The organism is Pantoea sp. VS1 (genome assembly GCF_002207995.1).
Lineage (GTDB): Bacteria > Pseudomonadota > Gammaproteobacteria > Enterobacterales > Enterobacteriaceae > Pantoea > Pantoea dispersa.
Map to the genome: position 1 here is coordinate 90,314 of NZ_NHZE01000046.1, position 19,266 is coordinate 109,579.

The window sequence follows — 19,266 nt, forward strand, 5'->3', positions numbered from 1 at the left end:
GCTGGGATTAACACGTTTTTCTGTTTATGGCCTGCCCGTCATTTCCGGCAGGCTTTTTTCATTAAAATAGGCGGCGAGAAAATCGAGAAAAACTTTAATACGCTGCGATTCTGCGGCGCGTTGCGTATACACCGCCCAGATATTGGCTTCCTGATACCACTGCGGTAATACCGCCACCAGCTCGCCCGTCGCCAGATACGGCGCCACATCCCACGCTGAACGCAGCGCAATACCATGCCCCTGCAACGCCCAGTGCAGAATCACCTTGCCGCTATTGGAAGAGTAATGGCTGTTCAGGCGACACAATACCTGCTGCTCGCCATTGGTCAATGCCCAGTTTCCAAATGAATTATCGCGTTCATTAATGATCAGACAGCTGTGATGAATTAACGCATCCAGCGAGGCTGGCATACCGGCGCGGGATAAATACGCCGGCGCGGCACATAAAATGCGCCGGTTGGCAATCAGCCGGCGGGCAATATAGGAAGGATTGAGATCGTCGCCAACGCAGATTTCCACATCCGTGCCGCTCTGTAGCAGGTCGAATGCCCGATCGCTTAGCATCAGTTTAATATTCAGCGACGGATGCTGGTGAATAAATGCCGAAACCGCATCCGATAAAAAGTCCTGACCGAAACCAAACGAGCAGCCGACGGTAATTTCCCCGGTCAGCTCGCCGCGCCACTGACGGAAATTATTGAGAAAGCCATCCATTTCCTGCACTACCTGCAGCGCGCCCTCGAGCGCTTTTTCACCTTCCGGCGTCAGGCGCATCACGCGGTTAGTGCGGAAAAACAGCCGCGTCTCCAGCTGTTTTTCCAGAATGGCGATGCGTTTACTGATGTAAGACGGTGACTGACCCAGCTCAATCGCCGCGCGGCCGAAACCGTCATGCCGCGCCACGCTGATAAACACGTACAGGTCTTCAATCGACGGCCAACCCTGTAACGGCTTCTGATAACTTTTTCCGGCAAGCAGTATTTTCATAACAGCACATGGTGAGTGAACGCCACGTGGTTATAACACAGATCCCAGGAAGCGCTGAAGCGAGTGCAGAAACCGCTCTGGCACCTCTTCCTGCGGTGAATGGCCGCACGGTAACGCCTCGCCCTGCACCTGCAGCGCCTTGTCCTGCCAGGTGTGCACCACATCATACAGCTGACCGACCGTGCCCTTTTCGCCCCACAGCAGTAACAGCGGGCAGGCAATGCGCCGGTTGCTGTCAGCGGCATCGTGTTGCAAATCGATGCTGGCGGCGGCGCGATAATCTTCACATACCGCGTGGATCATCGCCGGATCCCGATAGCAGCGCAGATAATCTTCGAATATCGCCGCTTCGGTCGCTCCCGGCGTTTTCAGCTGGCCATCAATGTGTTTACGCAAAAAGAACGCCGGATCGTGACCAATCATGGTTTCCGGCAGCGGATGCGGCTGAATCAGGAAGAACCACCAGAAATAGCGCGTGGCGAACGCCTGATCGGTCAGCGCGTACATGGTGGCAGTCGGTGCGATATCGACAAACACGCAGCAGCTGACTTTCTCCGGATGATCGAGCGCCAGCCGGTGCCCGACGCGCCCGCCGCGATCGTGGCCGACAAACGCCACGCGCTGCAGGCCGAGCGCGTCGATCAGCTGGCTGATATCCTGCGCCATGCTGCGTTTGGCATACGGCAGATGTTCAGCATCACTGGCGGGCTTGTCGCTGTCACCGTAGCCGCGCAAATCCGGCAGGATCACCTGATAATGCTGCGCCAGCTGTGGTGCGATTTTACGCCAGGCCAGATGATTTTGCGGATGGCCGTGCAGCATCAGTAAAGGCGAGCCCTTGCCGCCGCTGGCCACGCGCAGCGTAACGCCATTATCCAGCGTCACATCCTGCAGGGTAAAACCGGCGATAATCGGCGACGGGCCGCGATCGATAATCTTACTCATGGTTGCTCCCTGGTGCGCTGCAGCCACGGACGCTGCGCAAAGTGCTGCGCTTCAAACTGGCTGATATCCGCTTCATATTGCAGCGTCCAGTCCACCGCGCTGCCGCCACCGATCAGCATCTCGCGCTTCAGGGCACTGAGCGTAAAGTGAATCACTTCATCCGCGAACTGAATGGTTTGCTGCTCCAGCGACACGCTGATGGTGTTGCGCTGCGCATCGGCGGCCACCACGCTCAGACGCTGGTAATCCGCCTCGCTCAGGCTCAGCGTCAGCACGCCGTTACGCTGGCAGTTGTCGTCAAAAATGCCGGCGAAGCTGGTGCCGATAATCGCGCGGATGCCCAGCTGATTCAGCCCCCACACTGCATGTTCGCGGCTGGAGCCGCAGCCAAAATTGGCGCCGACTAGCAAAAACGTCGCGTTCTGCCAGCCCGGCTGATTGAGGATGAAATCAGGGTTTGGTGCACCGTCGGCCAGAAAGCGCAGGTCAAAGAACACGCCGCGGTCCAGCCCCTGCCGGTCAATGCCTTTGAGAAACTGCTTGGGCATAATCACATCGGTATCGATGTTAGCAGCCGGCAGCGGTGCCAGCTTGCCGGGGATGGTAGTGAAAGCTTGCATATTAAACCCCGGATTGCAGATAGTGACGAACATCAACCAGATGGCCCGCCAGCGCAGCGGCGGCAACCATCGCCGGACTCATTAAGTGAGTACGCGCGCCCGCGCCCTGACGGCCGGCAAAGTTACGATTGGTGCCCGATGCGCAGCGATCGCCCGGTGCCAGCACATCTTCGTTCATCGCCAGACACATCGAACAGCCCGACTGACGCCACTCGAAGCCGGCGTCGATAAAAATGGCAGCCAGCCCTTCCGCCTCCGCCTGCTGCCGTACCTGGGTTGAGCCCGGCACGATGATGCCGCGCACGTGCGGCGCGATTTTGCGGGTACCAATCACCGCTGCCGCAGCGCGCAAATCTTCAATGCGCCCATTGGTGCAGGAGCCGATAAACGCGTGGGTGATGGCAATGTCGGCCAGCGGCGTGCCGGCTTGCAGCCCCATGTAGTGCAACGCATTTTTCATTGCCTGCTGTTTCACCAGATCGGGTTCGTCAGCCGGATTAGGCACGTGGCCGCTGATGGCGCAGGCCTGATCCGGGCTGATGCCCCAGGTGACCTTCGGTTCCAGATCGCTGCAATCAATGGTCAGTTGCCGGTCAAATACCGCATCATCATCGCTGCGCAACGTGCGCCACTCGGCCAGCGCCTGCTGCCACAGCTCGCCCACCGGCATTTGCGGTTTGCCGGCAATATACGCGTAGACCTTGTCATCCGGCGCGATAATCGCTCCGCGCGCACCGGCTTCTACCGCCATGTTACACAGCGTCATACGCCCTTCCATGCTCAGCGCATCAATCGCGCTGCCGGTAAACTCAATCGCATACCCCGTAGCGCCGGATGCGCCAATCTGTTCGATCAACGCCAGCACGATGTCTTTGGCGGCGCAGCCAAACGGCAGCTCGCCGGTGACTTCAACGCGCATGGTTTTCAGCGTGCGATAAATCAATGTCTGTGTCGCCAGCAGGTGCTCGATTTCCGAGGTGCCGATGCCGAAGCCCAGCGCGCCAAACGCCCCGTAAGTGGTGGTATGGCTGTCGCCGGCGGCAATCACCATCCCCGGCATCACCAGCCCCTGCTCGTGCGCCACCACATGTTCAATGCCCTGTCGCGGATCGAGCACGTCAAACAGTTCGATGCCAAAGTGCTCCGCATTTTTGCGGAAGTAATCGACCTGCAGCTGACCGCCTGCGTCGGTCATCGCCGCATCGCGCACTGGCCGCGTCGGGTTCACGTGGTCAACGTTGAGTAGAATGGTGGCCGGATGGCGCACGCGCCGCGACCGGTCGCGCAGACCGCTAAACGCCTGCGGGCTGGTATATTCATTGAGGATTGACCGGTCGATGTAGAGCAGCACGTGCCCCTCATCGTCCAGGTGACGTACCACATGCTGTTCAATCAGCTTTTCATACAGGGTTTTGCCCGCCATGCTCATGTCCACGCGAAAGTTAAACAAGTCATCAGAGACCTTAGGGTAAACCCATTCGGCGTCAGATCATCAACACGCTCCGTGCAGTGATAGTGCATGATTTGTCATCGCGCCGGCGGATTTAATTTGACCTAAGTCTTGCCCGTGGTTATAAATAATAACCGCGCTCCGTTAGCGGATATATTGTTGCTTTTTCCCGCACTGCTGCTGTATTCCTGCCGTTTATTTCGCCATCCCGCTTTTATGAAAGTTAATTTATTGCCATCAATAGTTAATTAACTAAAAACAAGTTAATCTTTTCGTAACAATCTTTTAATTTGCCAACCGAATTTTTAACGTTCATCTGCAAAGAATAAACAGGACTGGCATGACTCAGACCAAAAAACTTGTGTCCGCGCTTTCGCTGACGGCACTGCTTGTCTCATCAGCGGTTCACGCTGAGAACGCACCAGAAAAAACCGACGTGCTGCTGATTGGCGGCGGTATCATGAGCGCCTCGCTCGGTACCTGGCTGCAGGAGCTGCAACCGGGCTGGAAACAACTGATGGTTGAGCGTCTCGACGGCGTCGCGCTGGAATCCTCTAACGGCTGGAATAACGCCGGTACTGGCCACTCTGCCAACATGGAGCTGAACTACACGCCAGAGCGTGCAGACGGTTCCATCGATGTGAGCAAAGCGCTGGAAATCAATGAATCGTTCATGATTACCCGCCAGTTCCTGACCAGCCAGGTACAGCGCGGCGTGCTGCACGATCCGCGTTCGTTCATCAACTCCACCCCGCACATGAGCTTTGTCTGGGGCGACAAAAATGTCGAATACCTGACCAAACGCTATGCGGCGCTGCAGAAAACCACCCTGTTCCAGGGCATGAAGTTCTCTACCGATCACAAGCAGATCGAGCAGTGGGCACCGCTGGTGATGGAAGGTCGCGATCCGAATCAGAAAGTGGCCGCTACCTGGACGCCGGTGGGTACCGATGTGAACTACGGTGAAATTACCCGTCAGCTGATCGGCAGCCTGCAGAAAGATCAGAACTTCAAGCTGGAAACCTCCTCTGAAGTCACCGATTTCAAACGCAACAGCGACAACTCCTGGCACGTCACCATCAAAGACGTGAAGAGCGGCGCAAACCGTGAAGTGGATGCGAAATACGTATTCATCGGCGCGGGCGGTGCGGCGATCAAGCTGCTGCAGAAAACCGGTATTCCTGAAGCCGATAACTACGGCGGTTTCCCGGTGGGCGGTTCGTTCCTGATGACCGAAAACCCGGAAATCACCAGCCGTCACCTGCAGAAAGTGTATGGTCAGGCTTCCGTAGGCGCACCGCCAATGTCAGTACCGCACATCGATGCCCGTAACCTCGACGGTAAAAAAATGGTACTGTTTGGACCGTTCGCCACGTTCTCGACCAAATACCTGAAGAACGGTTCGCTGTTCGATCTGCTGAGCGCCACCACCACCAGCAACTTCATGCCGATGACGCACGTGGGCATCGATAACTTTGACCTGGTGAAATACCTGATTGGTCAGGTGATGCTGAACGATGACGACCGTTTTGCCGCGCTGAAAGAGTACTACCCGAACGCGCGTAAAGAGGACTGGAAGCTGATTCAGGCCGGCCAGCGTGTGCAGATCATCAAGAAAGATGCTGAGAAAGGCGGCGTGCTGAAGCTGGGTACCGAAATCGTGACCGATCAGCAGAAAACCGTGGCGGCCCTGCTGGGTGCTTCACCGGGTGCATCTACCGCGGCACCGATCACCCTGAACGTGATGCAGAAGCTGTTCCCGCAGCAGTTCGCGTCACCGGAGTGGCAGCAGAAGATCCGCGCTATCGTGCCAAGCTTCGGCCAGAAGCTGAACGGCAACACCGCGCTGACCCAGCAGGTATGGGATAACACCGCATCCGTGCTGCAGCTGACCAAACCGCCAGTGATTAACATGGACGATCAGCAGTCGGCACCTGCGCAGGCCAAACCGCGCGAAGAGTCCGCGAAGCAGGATATGGCGCTGTAATACGCCATCGCTGAGTCAATCGAACCGATGCCGGTGCGCGAGTAATCGCCCACCGGCATTTTTTTGTCTGGAATCTGCTGATTGCTATGTCAGGTTGCGCAATAAATTGCGCCGCTACGGTTTGTGCGCGCTGTGATTACTGCACCTTCCAACCGCACCTGGTGTAGCGGCACGATTTATCGTGCTATTTGTCCGCCGCGCTGCTGCCCGATGCGCAATAAATTGCGCCGCTACGGTTTGTGCGCGTTGTGATTTCTACATCTTGCAACCGCACCTGGTGTAGCGGCACGATTTATCGTGCTGGTTGTCCGCTGCGCTGCTGCCCGATGCGCAATAAATTGCGCCGCTACGGTTTGTGCGCGTTGTGATTACTGCACCTTCCAGCCGCACCTGGTGTAGCGGCACGATTTATCGTGCTGGTTGTCCGCTGCGCTGCTGCCCGATGCGCAATAAATTGCGCCGCTACGGTTTGTGCGCGCTGTGATTACTGCACCTTCCAGCCGCACCTGGTGTAGCGGCACGATTTATCGTGCTATTTGTCCGCCGCGCTGCTGCCCGATGTGCAATAAATTGCGCCGCTACGGTTTGTGCGCGTTGTGATTACTGCTTCTTCCAACCGCACCTGGTGTAGCGGCACGATTTATCGTGCTATTTGCCCACCACGCTGCTGCCCGATGCGCAATAAATTGCGCCGCTACGGTTTGTGCGCGTTGTGATTACTGCGTCTTCCAACCGCACCTGGTGTAGCGGCACGATTTATCGTGCTGGTTGTCCGCCGCGCTGCTACCCGATGCGCAATGAATTGCGCCGCTACGGTTTGTGCGCGCTGTGATTACTGCACCTGCCAGCCGCACCTGGTGTAGCGGCACGATTTATCGTGCTGGTTGTCCGCCATGCTGCTGCCCGATGCGCAATAAATTGCGCCGCTACGGTTTGTGCGCGCTATGATTACTGCACCTTCCAGCCGCACCTGGTGTAGCGGCACGATTTATCGTGCTAGTTGTCCGCTGCGCTGCTGCTCAATGCGCAATCAATTGTGCCGCTACGGTTTGTGCGCGCTATGATTACTGCACCTTCCAGCCGCACCTGGTGTAGCGGCACGATTTATCGTGCTAATTCAAAGGTTGCAAGACAACAGTACGCGCGGGCGTTGTGAATTTTCCGTAGGGTGCGCATTCATGCGCACCTGGAAAAATAATTACGACTTCACGTAATCCGAATAGGCATTTTGCAGCGCGATGTGGTCGGCAATATATTTCGCATCGTGCCACACGCCGTAAATAAACGACGACGCCCGGTTGACCAGATTGGGCAGGCCAAGGAAATAAATACCGCGCTCGGCAGAAATACCGCGCTTGTGGAATGGCAGGCCCTGTTCATCAAACGCTTCCACCTGCAGCCAGCTGAAATCAAATTTAAACCCGGTAGCCCAGATAATGGTGCTGATGCCCGCCGCCTGCACGTCCAGCTGCATCAGCGGATTTAACAGGCAGTCCGGATCCGGCAACAGTTCCCACGCCTGCGGCTCGGCCGGTAAATCCAGCCCGTTGCGCTCAATGTACGCATCCGCATCACGCAGCACCTCGAAATAGGCTCTGTCACCTTCGGCGATATTCTCTGCCAGCCCCGGCGCAAAGCGCAGCACGCCGTTATCCCAGCGCTCGGTGATGCCGACCAGCGTAATGCCCATATGGGCCAGCCGGCGGAAATCCACGGTTTTACCGCCTTCATAGCCGCTCACGGCAAAGGCCACGTGCTGTTTCTTCGGCTTGATTTTCACTTCGTCCCACAGCCCCAGCGCGCCAAGCCACCAGCAGTAATCACGGTCGCGATAGGCGCGTGGCGGGCGGTAGTGCTCACCGACCGACAGAAACACCTCGCGGCCGGCCTGACGCAGCTCCTCGGCAATCTGGGTGCCGGACGCACCCGCACCGACCACCAGCACCGCACCGGGCGCCAGCTGCTGCGGATTCTTGTAAGCCGATGAGTGGATCTGCTGCGGCACCGCGCCTTCAGGCACGATGGCCGGGAACGCGGGCTTCTGAAACGGGCCGGTGGCAGCCACCACATTGTCCGCGTCGAATTCTCCCACCGACGTCACCACCCGGAAGCCGCTGCGTCCGGGCAGCCGCGTCACCTGCTGTACTTCAACTCCGGTACGCACTGGCGCGTTGAGCATCTTTGCGTAATCCTCGAAATATTGCGCCATACGCTCTTTCGGCGGAAACGCCTCCGGTGAAATATTATCAAACTTCAGCGAAGGAAAGCGGTCGTGCCACGCCGGGCCGTTAGCCACCAGCGAGTCCCAGCGTTCGGAGCGCCAGCGCTCGGCAATGCGGCTGCGCTCCAGCACCACGTGCGGGATCTGCATCTGCGCCAGATGTTCGCTCATGGCGATACCCGCCTGGCCCGCTCCGACGATCACGGTATTGATTTTTTCTACTGACATAGGTCATCCCCGAATAGTTGGCATGCCACCAGCGCGGCGCAAATATTGCGCCGCTGGCGATTAACACCAGGTTGTCATGTTTAACGGTGGCTTAATGGCACAGCGAAATTAATGCCCGGCCTCAACGTTTAATATTTTTCCCAGCCCGAAAAATTTATTGGCGATTATTAACATCGCGGCGGTCACCACAATATAAATAACTGACAGCGCCGCCAGCGTCGGGTCGGCAAATTCACGCACGTAGTTGTACATCGCCACCGGCAGCGTCTGCGTCGCCTGGGTGGTAATAAACAGCGAGGCGGTAAATTCATTGAATGAGAGAATCGCGGCGAACAGCCAGCCACCAAACAGGCCCGGCAGAATCAGCGGCACGGTAATGGTCCATACCACGCGCAGCGGCGATGCGCCGAGGCTGGCCGCCGCCAGTTCTATCCGCTGCTCGAGATTTTTCAGCGATACATAGACGCTGCGCAGCACGAACGGCAGCACTAATACCACGTGGCAGAAAATCACCAGCGCGTAGCCGCGTCCCAGATTGAGCTGCGACACCAGCATCAGCAGGCCGAGGCCAATGGTGAAATGCGGAATAAACAGCGGCGACAGCAGAATACTCTCCAGCACCTGTTTGCAGGGAAAGCGATAGCGCTCAATGGCAATTGCCAGCGTGGCACCGATGATCACCGCCAGCGTCGACGCCCATGCTGTGACAATCAGTCCGGACCAGAAGCCGTGACGAAAATCGTCGTAGCTCAGCGCCCGCTCAAACCAGCGCAGCGACCAGCCTTTCGGCGGGAAGAACAGCACGGAGGTGCTGCTGAACGACGAGATAAACACCACGACGGTGGGCAACATGACAAACGTCAGAATGGCGATCACCAGCAGTTTACCCAGCAGCGCGATCAGTTTGTCGTTGTGAGAACGGGTCATATCAGTGCCCTCCCATGGCGTGCAGGAAGCGCGTCATGCGCTTCAGCGCCAGCAGCAGCAGAATGGTCAGCAGCAGGCCAGCAATGCTCAGCGCTGCGGCAAACGGGAAGTTCATCGAGGAGAAACCCAACTGATACACCAGCGTAGCCACGGTACTGACGCGTCCGCCGCCAATCAGTTGGGGCGTCGCGAAAGCGCTGAAGGTCCAGGCAAACGCGGTGGTCAGGCTGGCGATGATGCCGGGAATCGACAGCGGAATGGTCACCGTCAGCAGCGCGCGTACCGGCCCGGCACCAAGGCTGGTGGCGGCTTTTTCGTAGTCCGGATTGATGTGTGACAGCGCCGTCGCCAGCATCAGCACCATGATCGGCATGGTGACATGCACCAGCGCGACCACCACACCGGTCTGGGTAAACATAAACTGGATCGGCTGGCTGATGATCCCCAGCGCCAGCAGCAGGCTATTGAGAAAGCCGCTGTTACCCAGCACGATAATCCACGAATAGGTGCGCACCACTTCCCCCAGAAACAGCGGGGTAATCGCGATAATCAGAATGGTGGATTTGATCCACGCAGTGCGGGTACGCACCAGCGCATAGGCCAGCGGGTAACTCATCAGCAAACCAAATAAAGCCGTTTTAGCGCTGAGCAGCACAGTATTGAGAAACGCGTCGCCGTAGATGCGTTTGAACAGGCCACTGAAATTGGCCAGCGTAAAGCCGCCGACATCCAGCGAGCCGGGAATGTACGCACGCACGCTGAACTGCATCACCGCAAACATCGCGACGACCAGCCCCATCGCGGTCAGCGTGGCGGGAAGAATGAACCAGGGTAAAAATGTCGGTTTTTTCGTCATGGACGTTACTGCCTGCATAGGTGTTACCGGCTACGGCGACGCACCCGCCCCGCCGCAGCACCAGGACAATCAGTGAGACATGATGTTTTCAGAGAACCACTGACGCCACTCGGCAGTTTTCTCCGCACGCAGTTGGGGATCGGTATTGATGGTGGCATTCCACTGCGCCGGCGTAGTCAGCATGCCTGGCAGCTTCGCCAGCTCCGGATCGATATGCGCGTTGGTCACCGTCGGGCTACCGCGATAGATCTTCGCCACCTGCTGCTGAATTTCCGGTTTCAGCGCGATGTTGATGAACCTGTACGCCAGATCAGCATGTTTGCTGCCTTTATTGATGCCGACGGTATCCACGCCGAGGATCGCGCCCTCTTTCGGTATCGCCAGCTTAATGTTGACCCCTTCCGCAATCATGCTGTAGGCGTTCATCGACAGCATCACCTGCACCGGCGTTTCTCCGGTGGAGATCAGCTGCTGGCTGTTGGCATCATCGGTGTAGAACGATTTGATGTTAGGAATCAGCGCTTTCAGCTTCACCTGGCCCTGCTGCCAGTGCGCCGCATCGCTGCCGGAGAGTTTGGCGGCCACGGCGATGATGTGGCTCGGATCCCAGTCGGGCAGCGCCAGCGTGCCTTTCAGCTCCGGCTTCCACAGGTCGTTCCAGCTGGTGAAGGTTTCCCCTTTCGGCACCAGATCCGGACGGTAGCCAATGGTGTAGACGTAGCCCCAGACGCCAAGATGATACGGGCTGACTTTGGCCTGCTGCACCAGGTTGACCGCGTTAGGGATTTTGCTCATGTCGAGCTTCTCGAACAATCCGCTGTTGGCATACAGATAGCCGACGTGCGCAGTGGTGAAGGTCACGTCAGTTTCCGGCGAACCGCCCGCCAGTTTGGCTTTGTTGAGGCGATCGATGGTGCCGCCGGTGACGAACTGCACTTCGACGCCGGTCTCTTTGGTGAACTCTTTAGCGATGGTTTGATCGATCAGATCTTTAAAGCTGCCGCCCCAGGTGCTGACAATCAGCTTGTCGGCGGCCATGGCATTCCCTGCGCTCAGAATTCCCGTGGTTAACAACGTTAAGGCACACATCTTACGCAACATATTTTTGTCCCCAGTGAATGAAAAGGCTGTTATCGCTGCTCTGAACCACCGTTGATTCGCCACGGCGCGCTGCGCCAAAACAGTGCGAAAGTGAAAAGCAGGTGTCACAGCGATTCTGCCGCTGGCCGCTGCTGCGGTAAAACAGCCTTTTCCTCGCCGTTGCATCGGAATTTCTGACGCTAAAAAAGTCGCTGCTTTGCAACGGATTTTCTTAAGCCTTAGTGAGGCAGAAGCGAATGGGCGTGAAGGGTCAGGCAGGGGATTATGCTGCTATTCGCTGTCCGGCATGATAAATGCATGGAAACAGGGGTAAATAGAAAAGCCGGCGCGACAAGATCGCGCTGGCGACACCAGGAGAATCTGCATGCTCAGTCGCATCACCCAGCGCCAGCTGGAATACTTCGTCGCGTCCGGCGAAGCCGGCAGCATTATTGGCGCATCCGAACGTATTCACGTGTCGTCACCGTCGATCTCGGCCGCCATTACCCACATCGAATCCGAGCTGGGGGTGCAGCTGTTTGTGCGCCACCACGCGCAGGGCGTGTCGCTCACCGCCATTGGCCATCAGGTATTAAAAGAGGCGAAGCTGATTCTGGAACAGATGTCGAATCTGTATACCATCGCCTCAGAGTCGCTGAATAACGTGCGCGGCCCGCTGCGCGTCGGCTGTCTCGACACGCTGGCCCCGATGCTGACGCCGGAGCTGGTGTTTGGCTTTGGCCGTGCCTTCCCCGGCGTGCGCATCACGCTGGTGGAGGGCAATCATGAACAGCTGCTGAAACAGCTGCGCGCCGCCGATATCGATATCGCGCTGACCTACGATCTGGTGCCGGCCAGCGACATCGCGTTTCAGTCGCTGGCGCAGCTGCCGCCGTATGTGATGGTCGGCGAACATCACCCGTTTGCCAGTCAGTCTGCGGTGACCATCCAGGATCTCGCTACGGTGCCGATGGTGCTGCTGGATATGCCGTGGAGCCGCGAATATTTTCTCAGCCTGTTTAGCGAAGCGGGCGTCACGCCCAACATTGTGATGCGCTCCGGCAATATGGAAGTGGTACGCGCGATGGTGGCCAACGGCGTGGGATTTGGCATCGCCAATGTGCGGCCCAAAGCCAATCTGTCGCAGGATGGCAAACGGGTGATCCGCGTGCGCCTTGCCGGCGTGAACCGGCCGATGTTGCTGGGATACGCCACGGTGGCCCACGTGCAGCAGTCGATGGTGGTCAACGCCTTCGCCGAACGCTGCCGCATGTTCATCTCCGATCAATACATTCCCGGCATGGCCGCGCCAAGCTACTTCGACCCGCAGGTGGTGCGCGTCGCCTGACGCGCTCAGTAACCCCGCGCGGGAAACACCTGGTTGAGCACCGGCTCGCCGCGCATCACCCGCTGGATGTTATCAGCGACCTGACGCGCGGCGCTGGCCGGGATCGCTACCGACGCCAGATGCGGGGTGATCAGCACATTTTCCATGCTCCACAGCGCATCGTCGGGCGGCAGCGGCTCACGATCGAACACGTCTAATGTGGCGTGGGCGATCTGTCCGCTCTGCAGCGCCGCGGTCAGCGCGGGCTGATCGACAATCGCGCCGCGCGACACGTTGATCAGCGCGCAGCCCGGCGGCAACCGCGCCAGACGCTGCGCATCCAGCAATCCGTGGGTTTCCGGCGTGAGCGGCAGCATCACCACCAGAATGTCGCTGCTGGCCAGAAACGCATCCAGCGCCTGCATACCGCTGACGCAGTGAATGCCGTCCAGCGCTTTGGGCGACCGCGACCAGCCGCGCACGTCAAAGCCCTGACGCGCCAGTTCGCGCGCCGCATACGCACCCAGTTCGCCCAGCCCCAACACGCCCACGCGAATCGACGCCGGCTCGCGCGGATGCAGATAGTGCCAGCGATGTTCACGCTGCGCGCGCTCAAATGCCGGTATGTCACGCGCGTAACGCAGCACGGCAAACAGCACGTAACCGGCCATCATGCGCGCCATATCCGGGTCCGATAGCCGGACGATCGGAATGTCAGGCAGGTCGTCGCGCCCTACCAGCGAGTCGACGCCCGCGCCCAGATTCACCAGCAGTTTCAGCTGGCGATACGGGGCAAAAAAACCGCGCGGCGGCTTCCACGCCAGCGCAAACTGCACGCTATCGGCATCCTCGACCTGATCGGCACGGCAGATAGCGACATCCGGTAACTGCGGTGCCAGCAGCGCCGACCACGCCTCGAAGCTGTCGAACTCACTATAAAACACCAGCGTCGTCATGCGCTGGGCTCCTGTAGCAGCGTCGCCAGCGCATCGATAGCCAGTTCATAACCCAGCGCGCCCAGCCCGGCGATCACGCCGGTGGCGGCTTTCGACACCAGCGACTGATGACGAAACGGCTCGCGCTGCCAGATATTGCTCATGTGCGCTTCGATGATCGGGCCATCGAACATCAGCAGCGCATCCAGAATCGGCACCGAGCGATACGACAACCCGGCGGCATTGATGATCAGCCCGTTTGCCTGCTGGCGCGCTTCCTGAATCCAGTCCACCAGCACGCCTTCATGGTTGCTCTGACGAAACTGTAGCCTGAGGCCGTGCGCGTCGGCGCGCCGCTGACAGCGCTCGCCGATGCTGGCGAAACTGTCGCTGCCGTAGGTACCGTGGCGATCCATGCCGTACAGATTGGCATTGGGCCCATTGAGAAAGAAAATCTGAGACATTGCGGCTCCATTAAAGGTGCGGGCGCGTCGCGGCCATCGCCGGATGCGCGTCAAAGAGGGCAAACCAGGCGGCGCTCTGCGGATGCGTGGCGCGCCAGTTGAGTTCAGCAAAACGGAAGTCGAGGTAGCCCAATCCGCAGCCGATGGCGATCAACCCGAGATCGTCGGGCGTGCGGCTGAACGCCTCCGCCTGCTGCTCAATGGCCGCCAGCGCAGCCGCCACTTTGGTCAGCTGCGCATCGCGCCACGCTGACCACTGCTTTTCCAGCGGGCGGGCGCTGGTTTCGTAGCGCGCCAGCAGCGCGGCGTCCAGCAGTCCATCACCCAGCGCCTGGCGCGTGAGGCACAGCCAGCGCGCCTCGCCGTCTGCCGGCAGCAGCTGGCCCGCGGCGCGGTGGTTAAGGTATTCGCAGATCACCCGGCTGTCGTATAAACATAGTCCCTGTTCGGTGCGCAGCGCCGGCACTTTGGCCAGCGGATTAAACGCGGCAATGCGCGCATCGCGCTCGATGGGGTGCGCCGCCGACGCCAGCAGGGTGATCTCCGGTGCCAGACCCAGCAGCTGGGCGCACACCATCACTTTTCGCACGTAAGGCGAGGTAGAGGCGTAATAGAGTTCCATCATGGCATAGCCTCCGCATCTGGCAGCAGCAGCACTTTGCCGATATTGGCATTGGCTTCGAGGATGCGGTGCGCCTGCGCGGCGGCCGTCAGCGGCAATCGCTGGTGCACCTGCGGCGTGATGCGCCCGGCGGCCAGTAAAGGCAGCAGATGGGCGCGCACGCACTGCGCCAGACGCGCTTTTTCCGCCGCGCTTTTCGGTCGCAGCGTGGAAGAGGTCAGGCTTAAGCCTTTACGCATGATTAATTGTAAATCGATCTCCACCGTGGCCCGCTGCATAAAGGCGAGGCTGACGTGCCGCCCGCCCGCTGCCAGCACGCTGAGGTTGCGCGCAATGTAGTCGCCGCCGACGTTATCCAGCACCACATCCACACCGCGTTCCCGGGTCAGCGTCTGGATCACCGCCACAAAATCTTCGCTATGGCGATCGATGGCGCGCCACACGCCCAGCTGCTGCAGCGCGGCAATTTTTTCCGCACCGCCGGCGGTGGCAATCACCCGCGCGCCACAAGCCTGGGCGCACTGGATCGCCAGCGTGCCCACGCCACTGGCCGCGCCGTGAATCAGCACGCAGTCGCCCGGCCTCAGACGCCCCAGCTCAAACAGGTTGTGCCAGACGGTAAACGCGGCTTCGGGAAAACCCGCCGCGTGGCTGAGCGGCAGCGTATCCGGCACCGGCAGGCACAGGTCGGCGCGCGCCACGCAGTATTGTGCATAACCGCCGCCGCTCAGCAGCGCCATCACCGCCATGCCCGGCTGCAGTTCGCTGACGCCTGCGCCGAGCGCAATGATGACGCCCGCTGCTTCCAGCCCGAGAATATCGCTGCAGCCTGGCGGCGGTGGCATGCCGTTGCGCTGCAGAATATCGGGCCGGTTAACCCCTGCGCTGACCACGCGCAGCAGCACTTCGCCCGGTCCCGGCTGCGGCACCGGGCGCTGCACCGCAGTCAGCACCTCTGCACCACCCGGCTGCGCGGCGATGATCGCCGTCATGGTTTCCGTTGCCATGCGTTAACCCTGTGCGTCGCTGGCGAAGGCGCAAACGCCCTCGTCATCAAAAGTCAGCCCCACCACGCTGCCGACCGGCCAGCGCGTCAGCGCCTCCAGTCCGGACTGCCGGGCAAACAGTGAGGCACTGCCGAGCGCCGGAATGTCGAGGTGCACGTCAACGTGATCGCCCTGAAACACGTGCGTCAGCACCGTGGCGCTGAGCAGCGCCTGCGGACCGAGCGGCGCCAGCTGCACATTTTCCGGACGCACATACACATCGAGCCGGTCGCCGACGCTGGCCTGCACCCGTTTGGCCGGCAGGCGCAGCGTGTTACCGCCCAGCTCCAGCAGCGCGCTGGTGTCACGTCCGGCGTAGCGGCCCGGCAGAATGTTCACGTCACCAACGAAGCTGGCGACAAACGGATCCTGCGGGCGGCGATAGATCTCATCCGGCGGCCCAATCTGGCGCACGTGACCGGCCGACATCACTACCACGCGGTCGCTCATGCTCAGCGCTTCGCCCTGATCGTGGGTGACGAAGACCGTGGTCACGCCGAGTTTGCGCTGAATCGCTTTCAGCTCGACCTGCATGGATAACCGCAAATTTTTGTCCAGCGCGGAGAACGGCTCATCCAGCAGCAACACTTTCGGGCGAATCACCAGCGCGCGTGCCAGCGCCACGCGCTGCTGCTGCCCGCCGGACAGTTCACGCGGCTTGCGCTGGCCGTACCCCGCCAGCTTCACCAGCGCCAGCGCCTGCCCGACCCGCTCGGCGATTTCCGCTTTCGGCACGCCGCGCATACGCAAGCCGTAGCCGACGTTTTTCTCCACCGTCATGTGCGGAAACAGCGCGTAGTTCTGAAACACGATGCCGATCTCGCGCTGATAGGGCGGGATTTCTGTCACCAGTTCGCCATCGATAAAAATCTCACCGCCGTCGGCTTCGGCAAAGCCGGCCATCAGGTTCAGCAGCGTGGTTTTGCCGCAGCCGGACGGGCCGAGCAGCGTAATAAACTCACCTTCGTGGATGGTGAGAGAAATTTTATGCAGCGCGATGGCATCACCAAAGCGCTTCAGGACGCCATCCAGCTGCACCGCCACGTTGGCCTTATGCGGCGCCGATGACAGCGGCTGCGGAAACGGGGTTACTTCTGCACTGACCATACAATCTCCGGATTCGGACGGGGTGGCTCGTCGCGGGTTCATTCGCACATCCAGGTCGCCAGCCGGCGTAACAGGCTGTCACAGGCGTCCAGCTGTGCGAGGGTGATAAATTCGTCGGGCTTATGGCCCTGCTCCATACTGCCGGGACCGCACACCACGCAGGGGATGCCGGCGGCGGCAAACAGTCCGCCTTCAGTGCCAAACGCCACGGTGCTGAAGCTGTCGCTGCCGCTTAGCCGGGCAATCAGCTGTGCCGCGGCACTGTGCGCGGCGGTATCCAGCCCTGGATAGGCGCTAAGCGGCGAGAAGCGGATGGCGCTGGCGGGCTGCACCGCGCGCATCTGCGGTTCCAGCGTCTGCTGCGCATACGCCACCAGCTCCTCTGCCACCTGCTGCGCATCCTCCTGCGGCAGCGTGCGCACTTCGAAATCAAAACTGCAGGCGTCAGGCACGATATTCAGCGCGCGTCCGCCGTGGATCACCCCGGTTTGCACGGTGCTAAATGGCGGATCGAAGCGCGCATCCTGTCGTTCCGGCGCCGCCAGACGTTCACCGATGACGGTTAAGCGCTGGATCAGCTTCGCGGCGTATTCAATCGCATTGACGCCCTGCGGCGCGTACGCCGAGTGGCAGGCCGCGCCCTGCACTTCGCAGCGCATTGCCAGCTTGCCTTTGTGGCCCAGCACCGGACGCAGTTCTGTCGGCTCGCCAATCAGGCAGATCGCCGGTCGATCGCTGCGCTGCGCCAGCGAATCCACCAGCGAGCGCACGCCGAGGCAGCCCACCTCTTCGTCATAGGAGATAGCCAGATGCAGCGGCTGACGCAGCGGCTGGGCGAGAAAATGCGGCACCGCAGCCAGCATGCAGGCGAGGAAACCTTTCATGTCTGCCGTGCCGCGTCCGTACAGCTTGCCGTCGCGTTCGGTGAGCGCAAACGGCGGCACCGTCCACGTCTGGCCATCAACCGGCACCACATCGCTGTGGCCCGATAGCATCACCCCGCCGCTGCCGGCTGGCCCGAGCCGCGCATAGAGATTGGCCTTGCTGCGTTCTGCGTTGTGCATCAGTTCACAGGTCACGCCCAGCCCGCTGAGGTAGCGCCAGCAGAAATCGATCAGCGCGAGATTGGATTCGCGGCTGGTGGTGTCGAAAGCCACCAGGTGTTCGAGCAGGTTACGGCTGGTCAGCATCGCGTCTCCTCACGCTTATTCATCACCCGGCACGCCGTAACGGGGTGCCAGCGTGGGATTGAGCGCGCGCGTCAGGTAATCCTGCATCTGCGGCTGATAGGCCAGCCACAGCTGATGAAGTTCTGCGATGGGATCGCCCTCCGTCCAGTCAACGCGCAGATCAACCAGCGGCCACGACGGTTCGCCCACCACTGCCAGCGCCGCCGAATGAACCGGCCCGGCTTCGCCTCCGGCGGCCATCCCGGCCTGCATGGCCGCGATTAACCGTGCGGCCAGTTCGCCCGGCTGCTGCGTAAACGCGCTGACCATCGCCGCAATCACCTCGGGATTCGCCAGCAAATTACCGGCCGCTACGCAGTCGCTGCCGCACAGCGCGTGATTCACCCCCAGCGTGTGCGTTCCGCTGAAGCAGGCACTGCTGCCGTCGGCCGCCAGCACCGTAAGCTGGCGATAATCAAAAAAGTCATCGCTGGCAAGGCCGCTCTGCAGCGCCTGCTGCGCCGTCTCGCCCTGACTCAGCCGATCAAGAATGCGCGGGCCCAGCGCCGGCAGCGTGATGTTCTGTGTGGAGACCGCGCCGACGCCGGCGCGCAGCCACGGACAGCGTGCGCCGACCGCAATACTCGACGAGCTGACCGCAATGCCCAGCTGGCCGGTTTTCGCACAGCGTCCAACAATCGATAACGTCATGATGCGGCGCTCCTTATTGCGGCTGCCAGTCGTCGGGGATCACCGCAATCACGTCGATCTCCATCAGCCACTGCGGCTGGCCCAGTCCCGAGATCACCAGACCGGTGGAGATGGGAAACACGCCTTTCAGCCACTTGCCCACCACCTGATACACCGGCTCGCGATAGCGCGGGTCGATGATGTAGGTGGTGGTTTTCACGATGTGCGACAGGTCGCTGCCCGCTTCTTCGAGCAGTTGCTTCACGTTTTTCATCGCCTGCTCGGCCTGCGCTGCCGGATCGCCCAGCCCCACCAGGTTGCCTTCGAAGTCGGTGCCAATCTGGCCACGCACGTAAACGGTGTTGCCAGCGCGCACGGCCTGACACAGGTCGTTGTCCAGCGACTGATTAGGATAGGTATCTTTGGTGTTGAATTTGCGGATGCGGGTATGGGTGCTCATGATGCCTGCCAGCGTTTAATTGGTTTCCGCAAGGTATACCGGGCTTAGCGCAGCAGGGAAAACAGCATTAACTGAGGTGTTGCTTTGAAAAATCCGAAGGAGTGCGGCAGGCCTGCTGGCCCGCCGGTGAGTGATTAATGCGCAG

General features: G+C 60.0%; 18 protein-coding genes. 2 read left to right on the forward strand and 16 right to left on the reverse strand.

Annotated features, from left to right (window positions below; translation table 11 throughout):
* Nucleotides 1-24: 24 nt before the first annotated feature.
* From CBW22_RS19710 to leuC, 4 genes are read right to left on the reverse strand one after another with little or no spacing between them, the layout of a single operon-like run.
* Entirely contained in the window at nucleotides 25-987 is a 963-nt protein-coding gene (locus CBW22_RS19710; protein WP_088517641.1) for a LysR family transcriptional regulator, read from the reverse strand.
* A 30-nt stretch (nucleotides 988-1,017) separates the two neighbouring features.
* Complete coding sequence (locus tag CBW22_RS19715; protein WP_088517642.1) at nucleotides 1,018-1,932, reverse strand: alpha/beta fold hydrolase; 915 nt, start codon at nucleotides 1,930-1,932, stop codon at nucleotides 1,018-1,020.
* Nucleotides 1,929-2,552, reverse strand: a complete 624-nt coding sequence (gene leuD / locus CBW22_RS19720; RefSeq protein WP_088517643.1) for a 3-isopropylmalate dehydratase small subunit — start codon at nucleotides 2,550-2,552, stop codon at nucleotides 1,929-1,931. Before leuD ends, CBW22_RS19715 begins: the two co-directional genes overlap by 4 nt.
* A 1-nt stretch (nucleotide 2,553) precedes the next feature.
* The gene (leuC, locus tag CBW22_RS19725; RefSeq protein ID WP_058770123.1) at nucleotides 2,554-3,975 is read right to left on the reverse strand and encodes a 3-isopropylmalate dehydratase large subunit; all 1,422 of its coding nucleotides are present in this window, start codon (nucleotides 3,973-3,975) and stop codon (nucleotides 2,554-2,556) included.
* A gap of 367 nt (nucleotides 3,976-4,342) precedes the next feature.
* Between leuC and mqo the strand changes: the two genes are divergently transcribed.
* Entirely contained in the window at nucleotides 4,343-5,989 is a 1,647-nt protein-coding gene (gene mqo, locus CBW22_RS19730; RefSeq protein WP_088517644.1) for a malate dehydrogenase (quinone), read from the forward strand.
* A 1,198-nt stretch (nucleotides 5,990-7,187) separates the two neighbouring features.
* On the opposite strand, the gene CBW22_RS19735 is transcribed toward mqo, so the two are convergent.
* The 4 genes from CBW22_RS19735 to CBW22_RS19750 all read right to left on the reverse strand — a co-directional run bounded on the left by CBW22_RS19735 (nucleotide 7,188) and on the right by CBW22_RS19750 (nucleotide 11,322).
* A complete protein-coding gene (locus CBW22_RS19735) occupies nucleotides 7,188-8,438 on the reverse strand; it encodes a flavin-containing monooxygenase (protein ID WP_088517645.1) in 1,251 nt (416 codons plus the stop codon).
* A gap of 108 nt (nucleotides 8,439-8,546) precedes the next feature.
* On the reverse strand, nucleotides 8,547-9,365 hold the full coding sequence (locus CBW22_RS19740; protein ID WP_058781434.1) for an ABC transporter permease: 819 nt from the start codon (nucleotides 9,363-9,365) through the stop codon (nucleotides 8,547-8,549).
* 1 nt (nucleotide 9,366) lies between these two features.
* Nucleotides 9,367-10,221 carry an ABC transporter permease gene (locus CBW22_RS19745; RefSeq protein ID WP_021509491.1) on the reverse strand — a complete coding sequence of 285 codons (855 nt, stop codon included), beginning with the start codon at nucleotides 10,219-10,221 and terminating at the stop codon, nucleotides 9,367-9,369.
* Between the two features lie 69 nt (nucleotides 10,222-10,290).
* Nucleotides 10,291-11,322 carry an ABC transporter substrate-binding protein gene (locus CBW22_RS19750; RefSeq protein ID WP_088517646.1) on the reverse strand — a complete coding sequence of 344 codons (1,032 nt, stop codon included), beginning with the start codon at nucleotides 11,320-11,322 and terminating at the stop codon, nucleotides 10,291-10,293.
* Between the two features lie 364 nt (nucleotides 11,323-11,686).
* Between CBW22_RS19750 and CBW22_RS19755 the strand changes: the two genes are divergently transcribed.
* The gene (locus tag CBW22_RS19755; protein ID WP_021509493.1) at nucleotides 11,687-12,649 is read left to right on the forward strand and encodes a LysR family transcriptional regulator; all 963 of its coding nucleotides are present in this window, start codon (nucleotides 11,687-11,689) and stop codon (nucleotides 12,647-12,649) included.
* A gap of 5 nt (nucleotides 12,650-12,654) precedes the next feature.
* Here the strand turns inward: CBW22_RS19755 and CBW22_RS19760 are convergent, their stop codons facing one another.
* The 8 genes from CBW22_RS19760 to CBW22_RS19795 are packed head-to-tail and all read right to left on the reverse strand — an operon-like array spanning nucleotide 12,655 to nucleotide 19,121.
* Entirely contained in the window at nucleotides 12,655-13,584 is a 930-nt protein-coding gene (locus tag CBW22_RS19760) for a 2-hydroxyacid dehydrogenase (RefSeq protein WP_176428155.1), read from the reverse strand.
* Nucleotides 13,581-14,027, reverse strand: coding sequence for a type II 3-dehydroquinate dehydratase (locus CBW22_RS19765; RefSeq protein ID WP_088517647.1), 447 nt, complete (start codon nucleotides 14,025-14,027; stop codon nucleotides 13,581-13,583). The genes CBW22_RS19760 and CBW22_RS19765 overlap by 4 nt, the downstream gene beginning before the upstream one ends.
* A gap of 10 nt (nucleotides 14,028-14,037) precedes the next feature.
* On the reverse strand, nucleotides 14,038-14,652 hold the full coding sequence (locus tag CBW22_RS19770) for a glutathione S-transferase (protein WP_088517648.1): 615 nt from the start codon (nucleotides 14,650-14,652) through the stop codon (nucleotides 14,038-14,040).
* Entirely contained in the window at nucleotides 14,649-15,656 is a 1,008-nt protein-coding gene (locus CBW22_RS19775) for an NAD(P)H-quinone oxidoreductase (RefSeq protein WP_088517649.1), read from the reverse strand. Before CBW22_RS19775 ends, CBW22_RS19770 begins: the two co-directional genes overlap by 4 nt.
* A gap of 3 nt (nucleotides 15,657-15,659) precedes the next feature.
* The gene (locus tag CBW22_RS19780) at nucleotides 15,660-16,802 is read right to left on the reverse strand and encodes an ABC transporter ATP-binding protein (RefSeq protein ID WP_021509498.1); all 1,143 of its coding nucleotides are present in this window, start codon (nucleotides 16,800-16,802) and stop codon (nucleotides 15,660-15,662) included.
* Between the two features lie 38 nt (nucleotides 16,803-16,840).
* Nucleotides 16,841-17,992, reverse strand: a complete 1,152-nt coding sequence (gene argE, locus CBW22_RS19785; RefSeq protein ID WP_088517650.1) for an acetylornithine deacetylase — start codon at nucleotides 17,990-17,992, stop codon at nucleotides 16,841-16,843.
* A gap of 15 nt (nucleotides 17,993-18,007) precedes the next feature.
* Nucleotides 18,008-18,682, reverse strand: coding sequence for a DUF1028 domain-containing protein (locus CBW22_RS19790; RefSeq protein WP_058758805.1), 675 nt, complete (start codon nucleotides 18,680-18,682; stop codon nucleotides 18,008-18,010).
* Nucleotides 18,683-18,695: 13 nt separating this feature from the next.
* Nucleotides 18,696-19,121 carry a RidA family protein gene (locus CBW22_RS19795; protein ID WP_021509501.1) on the reverse strand — a complete coding sequence of 142 codons (426 nt, stop codon included), beginning with the start codon at nucleotides 19,119-19,121 and terminating at the stop codon, nucleotides 18,696-18,698.
* Nucleotides 19,122-19,266 lie beyond the last annotated feature (145 nt).

Coding starts and splice junctions, on each gene's coding strand:
- CBW22_RS19710 (WP_088517641.1), bottom strand. CDS start 987: ATGAAAATACTGCTTGCCGGAAAAAGTTATCAGAAGCCGTTACAGGGT.
- CBW22_RS19715 (WP_088517642.1), bottom strand. CDS start 1,932: ATGAGTAAGATTATCGATCGCGGCCCGTCGCCGATTATCGCCGGTTTT.
- leuD (WP_088517643.1), bottom strand. CDS start 2,552: ATGCAAGCTTTCACTACCATCCCCGGCAAGCTGGCACCGCTGCCGGCT.
- leuC (WP_058770123.1), bottom strand. CDS start 3,975: ATGGCGGGCAAAACCCTGTATGAAAAGCTGATTGAACAGCATGTGGTA.
- mqo (WP_088517644.1), top strand. CDS start 4,343: ATGACTCAGACCAAAAAACTTGTGTCCGCGCTTTCGCTGACGGCACTG.
- CBW22_RS19735 (WP_088517645.1), bottom strand. CDS start 8,438: ATGTCAGTAGAAAAAATCAATACCGTGATCGTCGGAGCGGGCCAGGCG.
- CBW22_RS19740 (WP_058781434.1), bottom strand. CDS start 9,365: ATGACCCGTTCTCACAACGACAAACTGATCGCGCTGCTGGGTAAACTG.
- CBW22_RS19745 (WP_021509491.1), bottom strand. CDS start 10,221: ATGACGAAAAAACCGACATTTTTACCCTGGTTCATTCTTCCCGCCACG.
- CBW22_RS19750 (WP_088517646.1), bottom strand. CDS start 11,322: ATGTTGCGTAAGATGTGTGCCTTAACGTTGTTAACCACGGGAATTCTG.
- CBW22_RS19755 (WP_021509493.1), top strand. CDS start 11,687: ATGCTCAGTCGCATCACCCAGCGCCAGCTGGAATACTTCGTCGCGTCC.
- CBW22_RS19760 (WP_176428155.1), bottom strand. CDS start 13,584: ATGACGACGCTGGTGTTTTATAGTGAGTTCGACAGCTTCGAGGCGTGG.
- CBW22_RS19765 (WP_088517647.1), bottom strand. CDS start 14,027: ATGTCTCAGATTTTCTTTCTCAATGGGCCCAATGCCAATCTGTACGGC.
- CBW22_RS19770 (WP_088517648.1), bottom strand. CDS start 14,652: ATGATGGAACTCTATTACGCCTCTACCTCGCCTTACGTGCGAAAAGTG.
- CBW22_RS19775 (WP_088517649.1), bottom strand. CDS start 15,656: ATGGCAACGGAAACCATGACGGCGATCATCGCCGCGCAGCCGGGTGGT.
- CBW22_RS19780 (WP_021509498.1), bottom strand. CDS start 16,802: ATGGTCAGTGCAGAAGTAACCCCGTTTCCGCAGCCGCTGTCATCGGCG.
- argE (WP_088517650.1), bottom strand. CDS start 17,992: ATGCTGACCAGCCGTAACCTGCTCGAACACCTGGTGGCTTTCGACACC.
- CBW22_RS19790 (WP_058758805.1), bottom strand. CDS start 18,682: ATGACGTTATCGATTGTTGGACGCTGTGCGAAAACCGGCCAGCTGGGC.
- CBW22_RS19795 (WP_021509501.1), bottom strand. CDS start 19,121: ATGAGCACCCATACCCGCATCCGCAAATTCAACACCAAAGATACCTAT.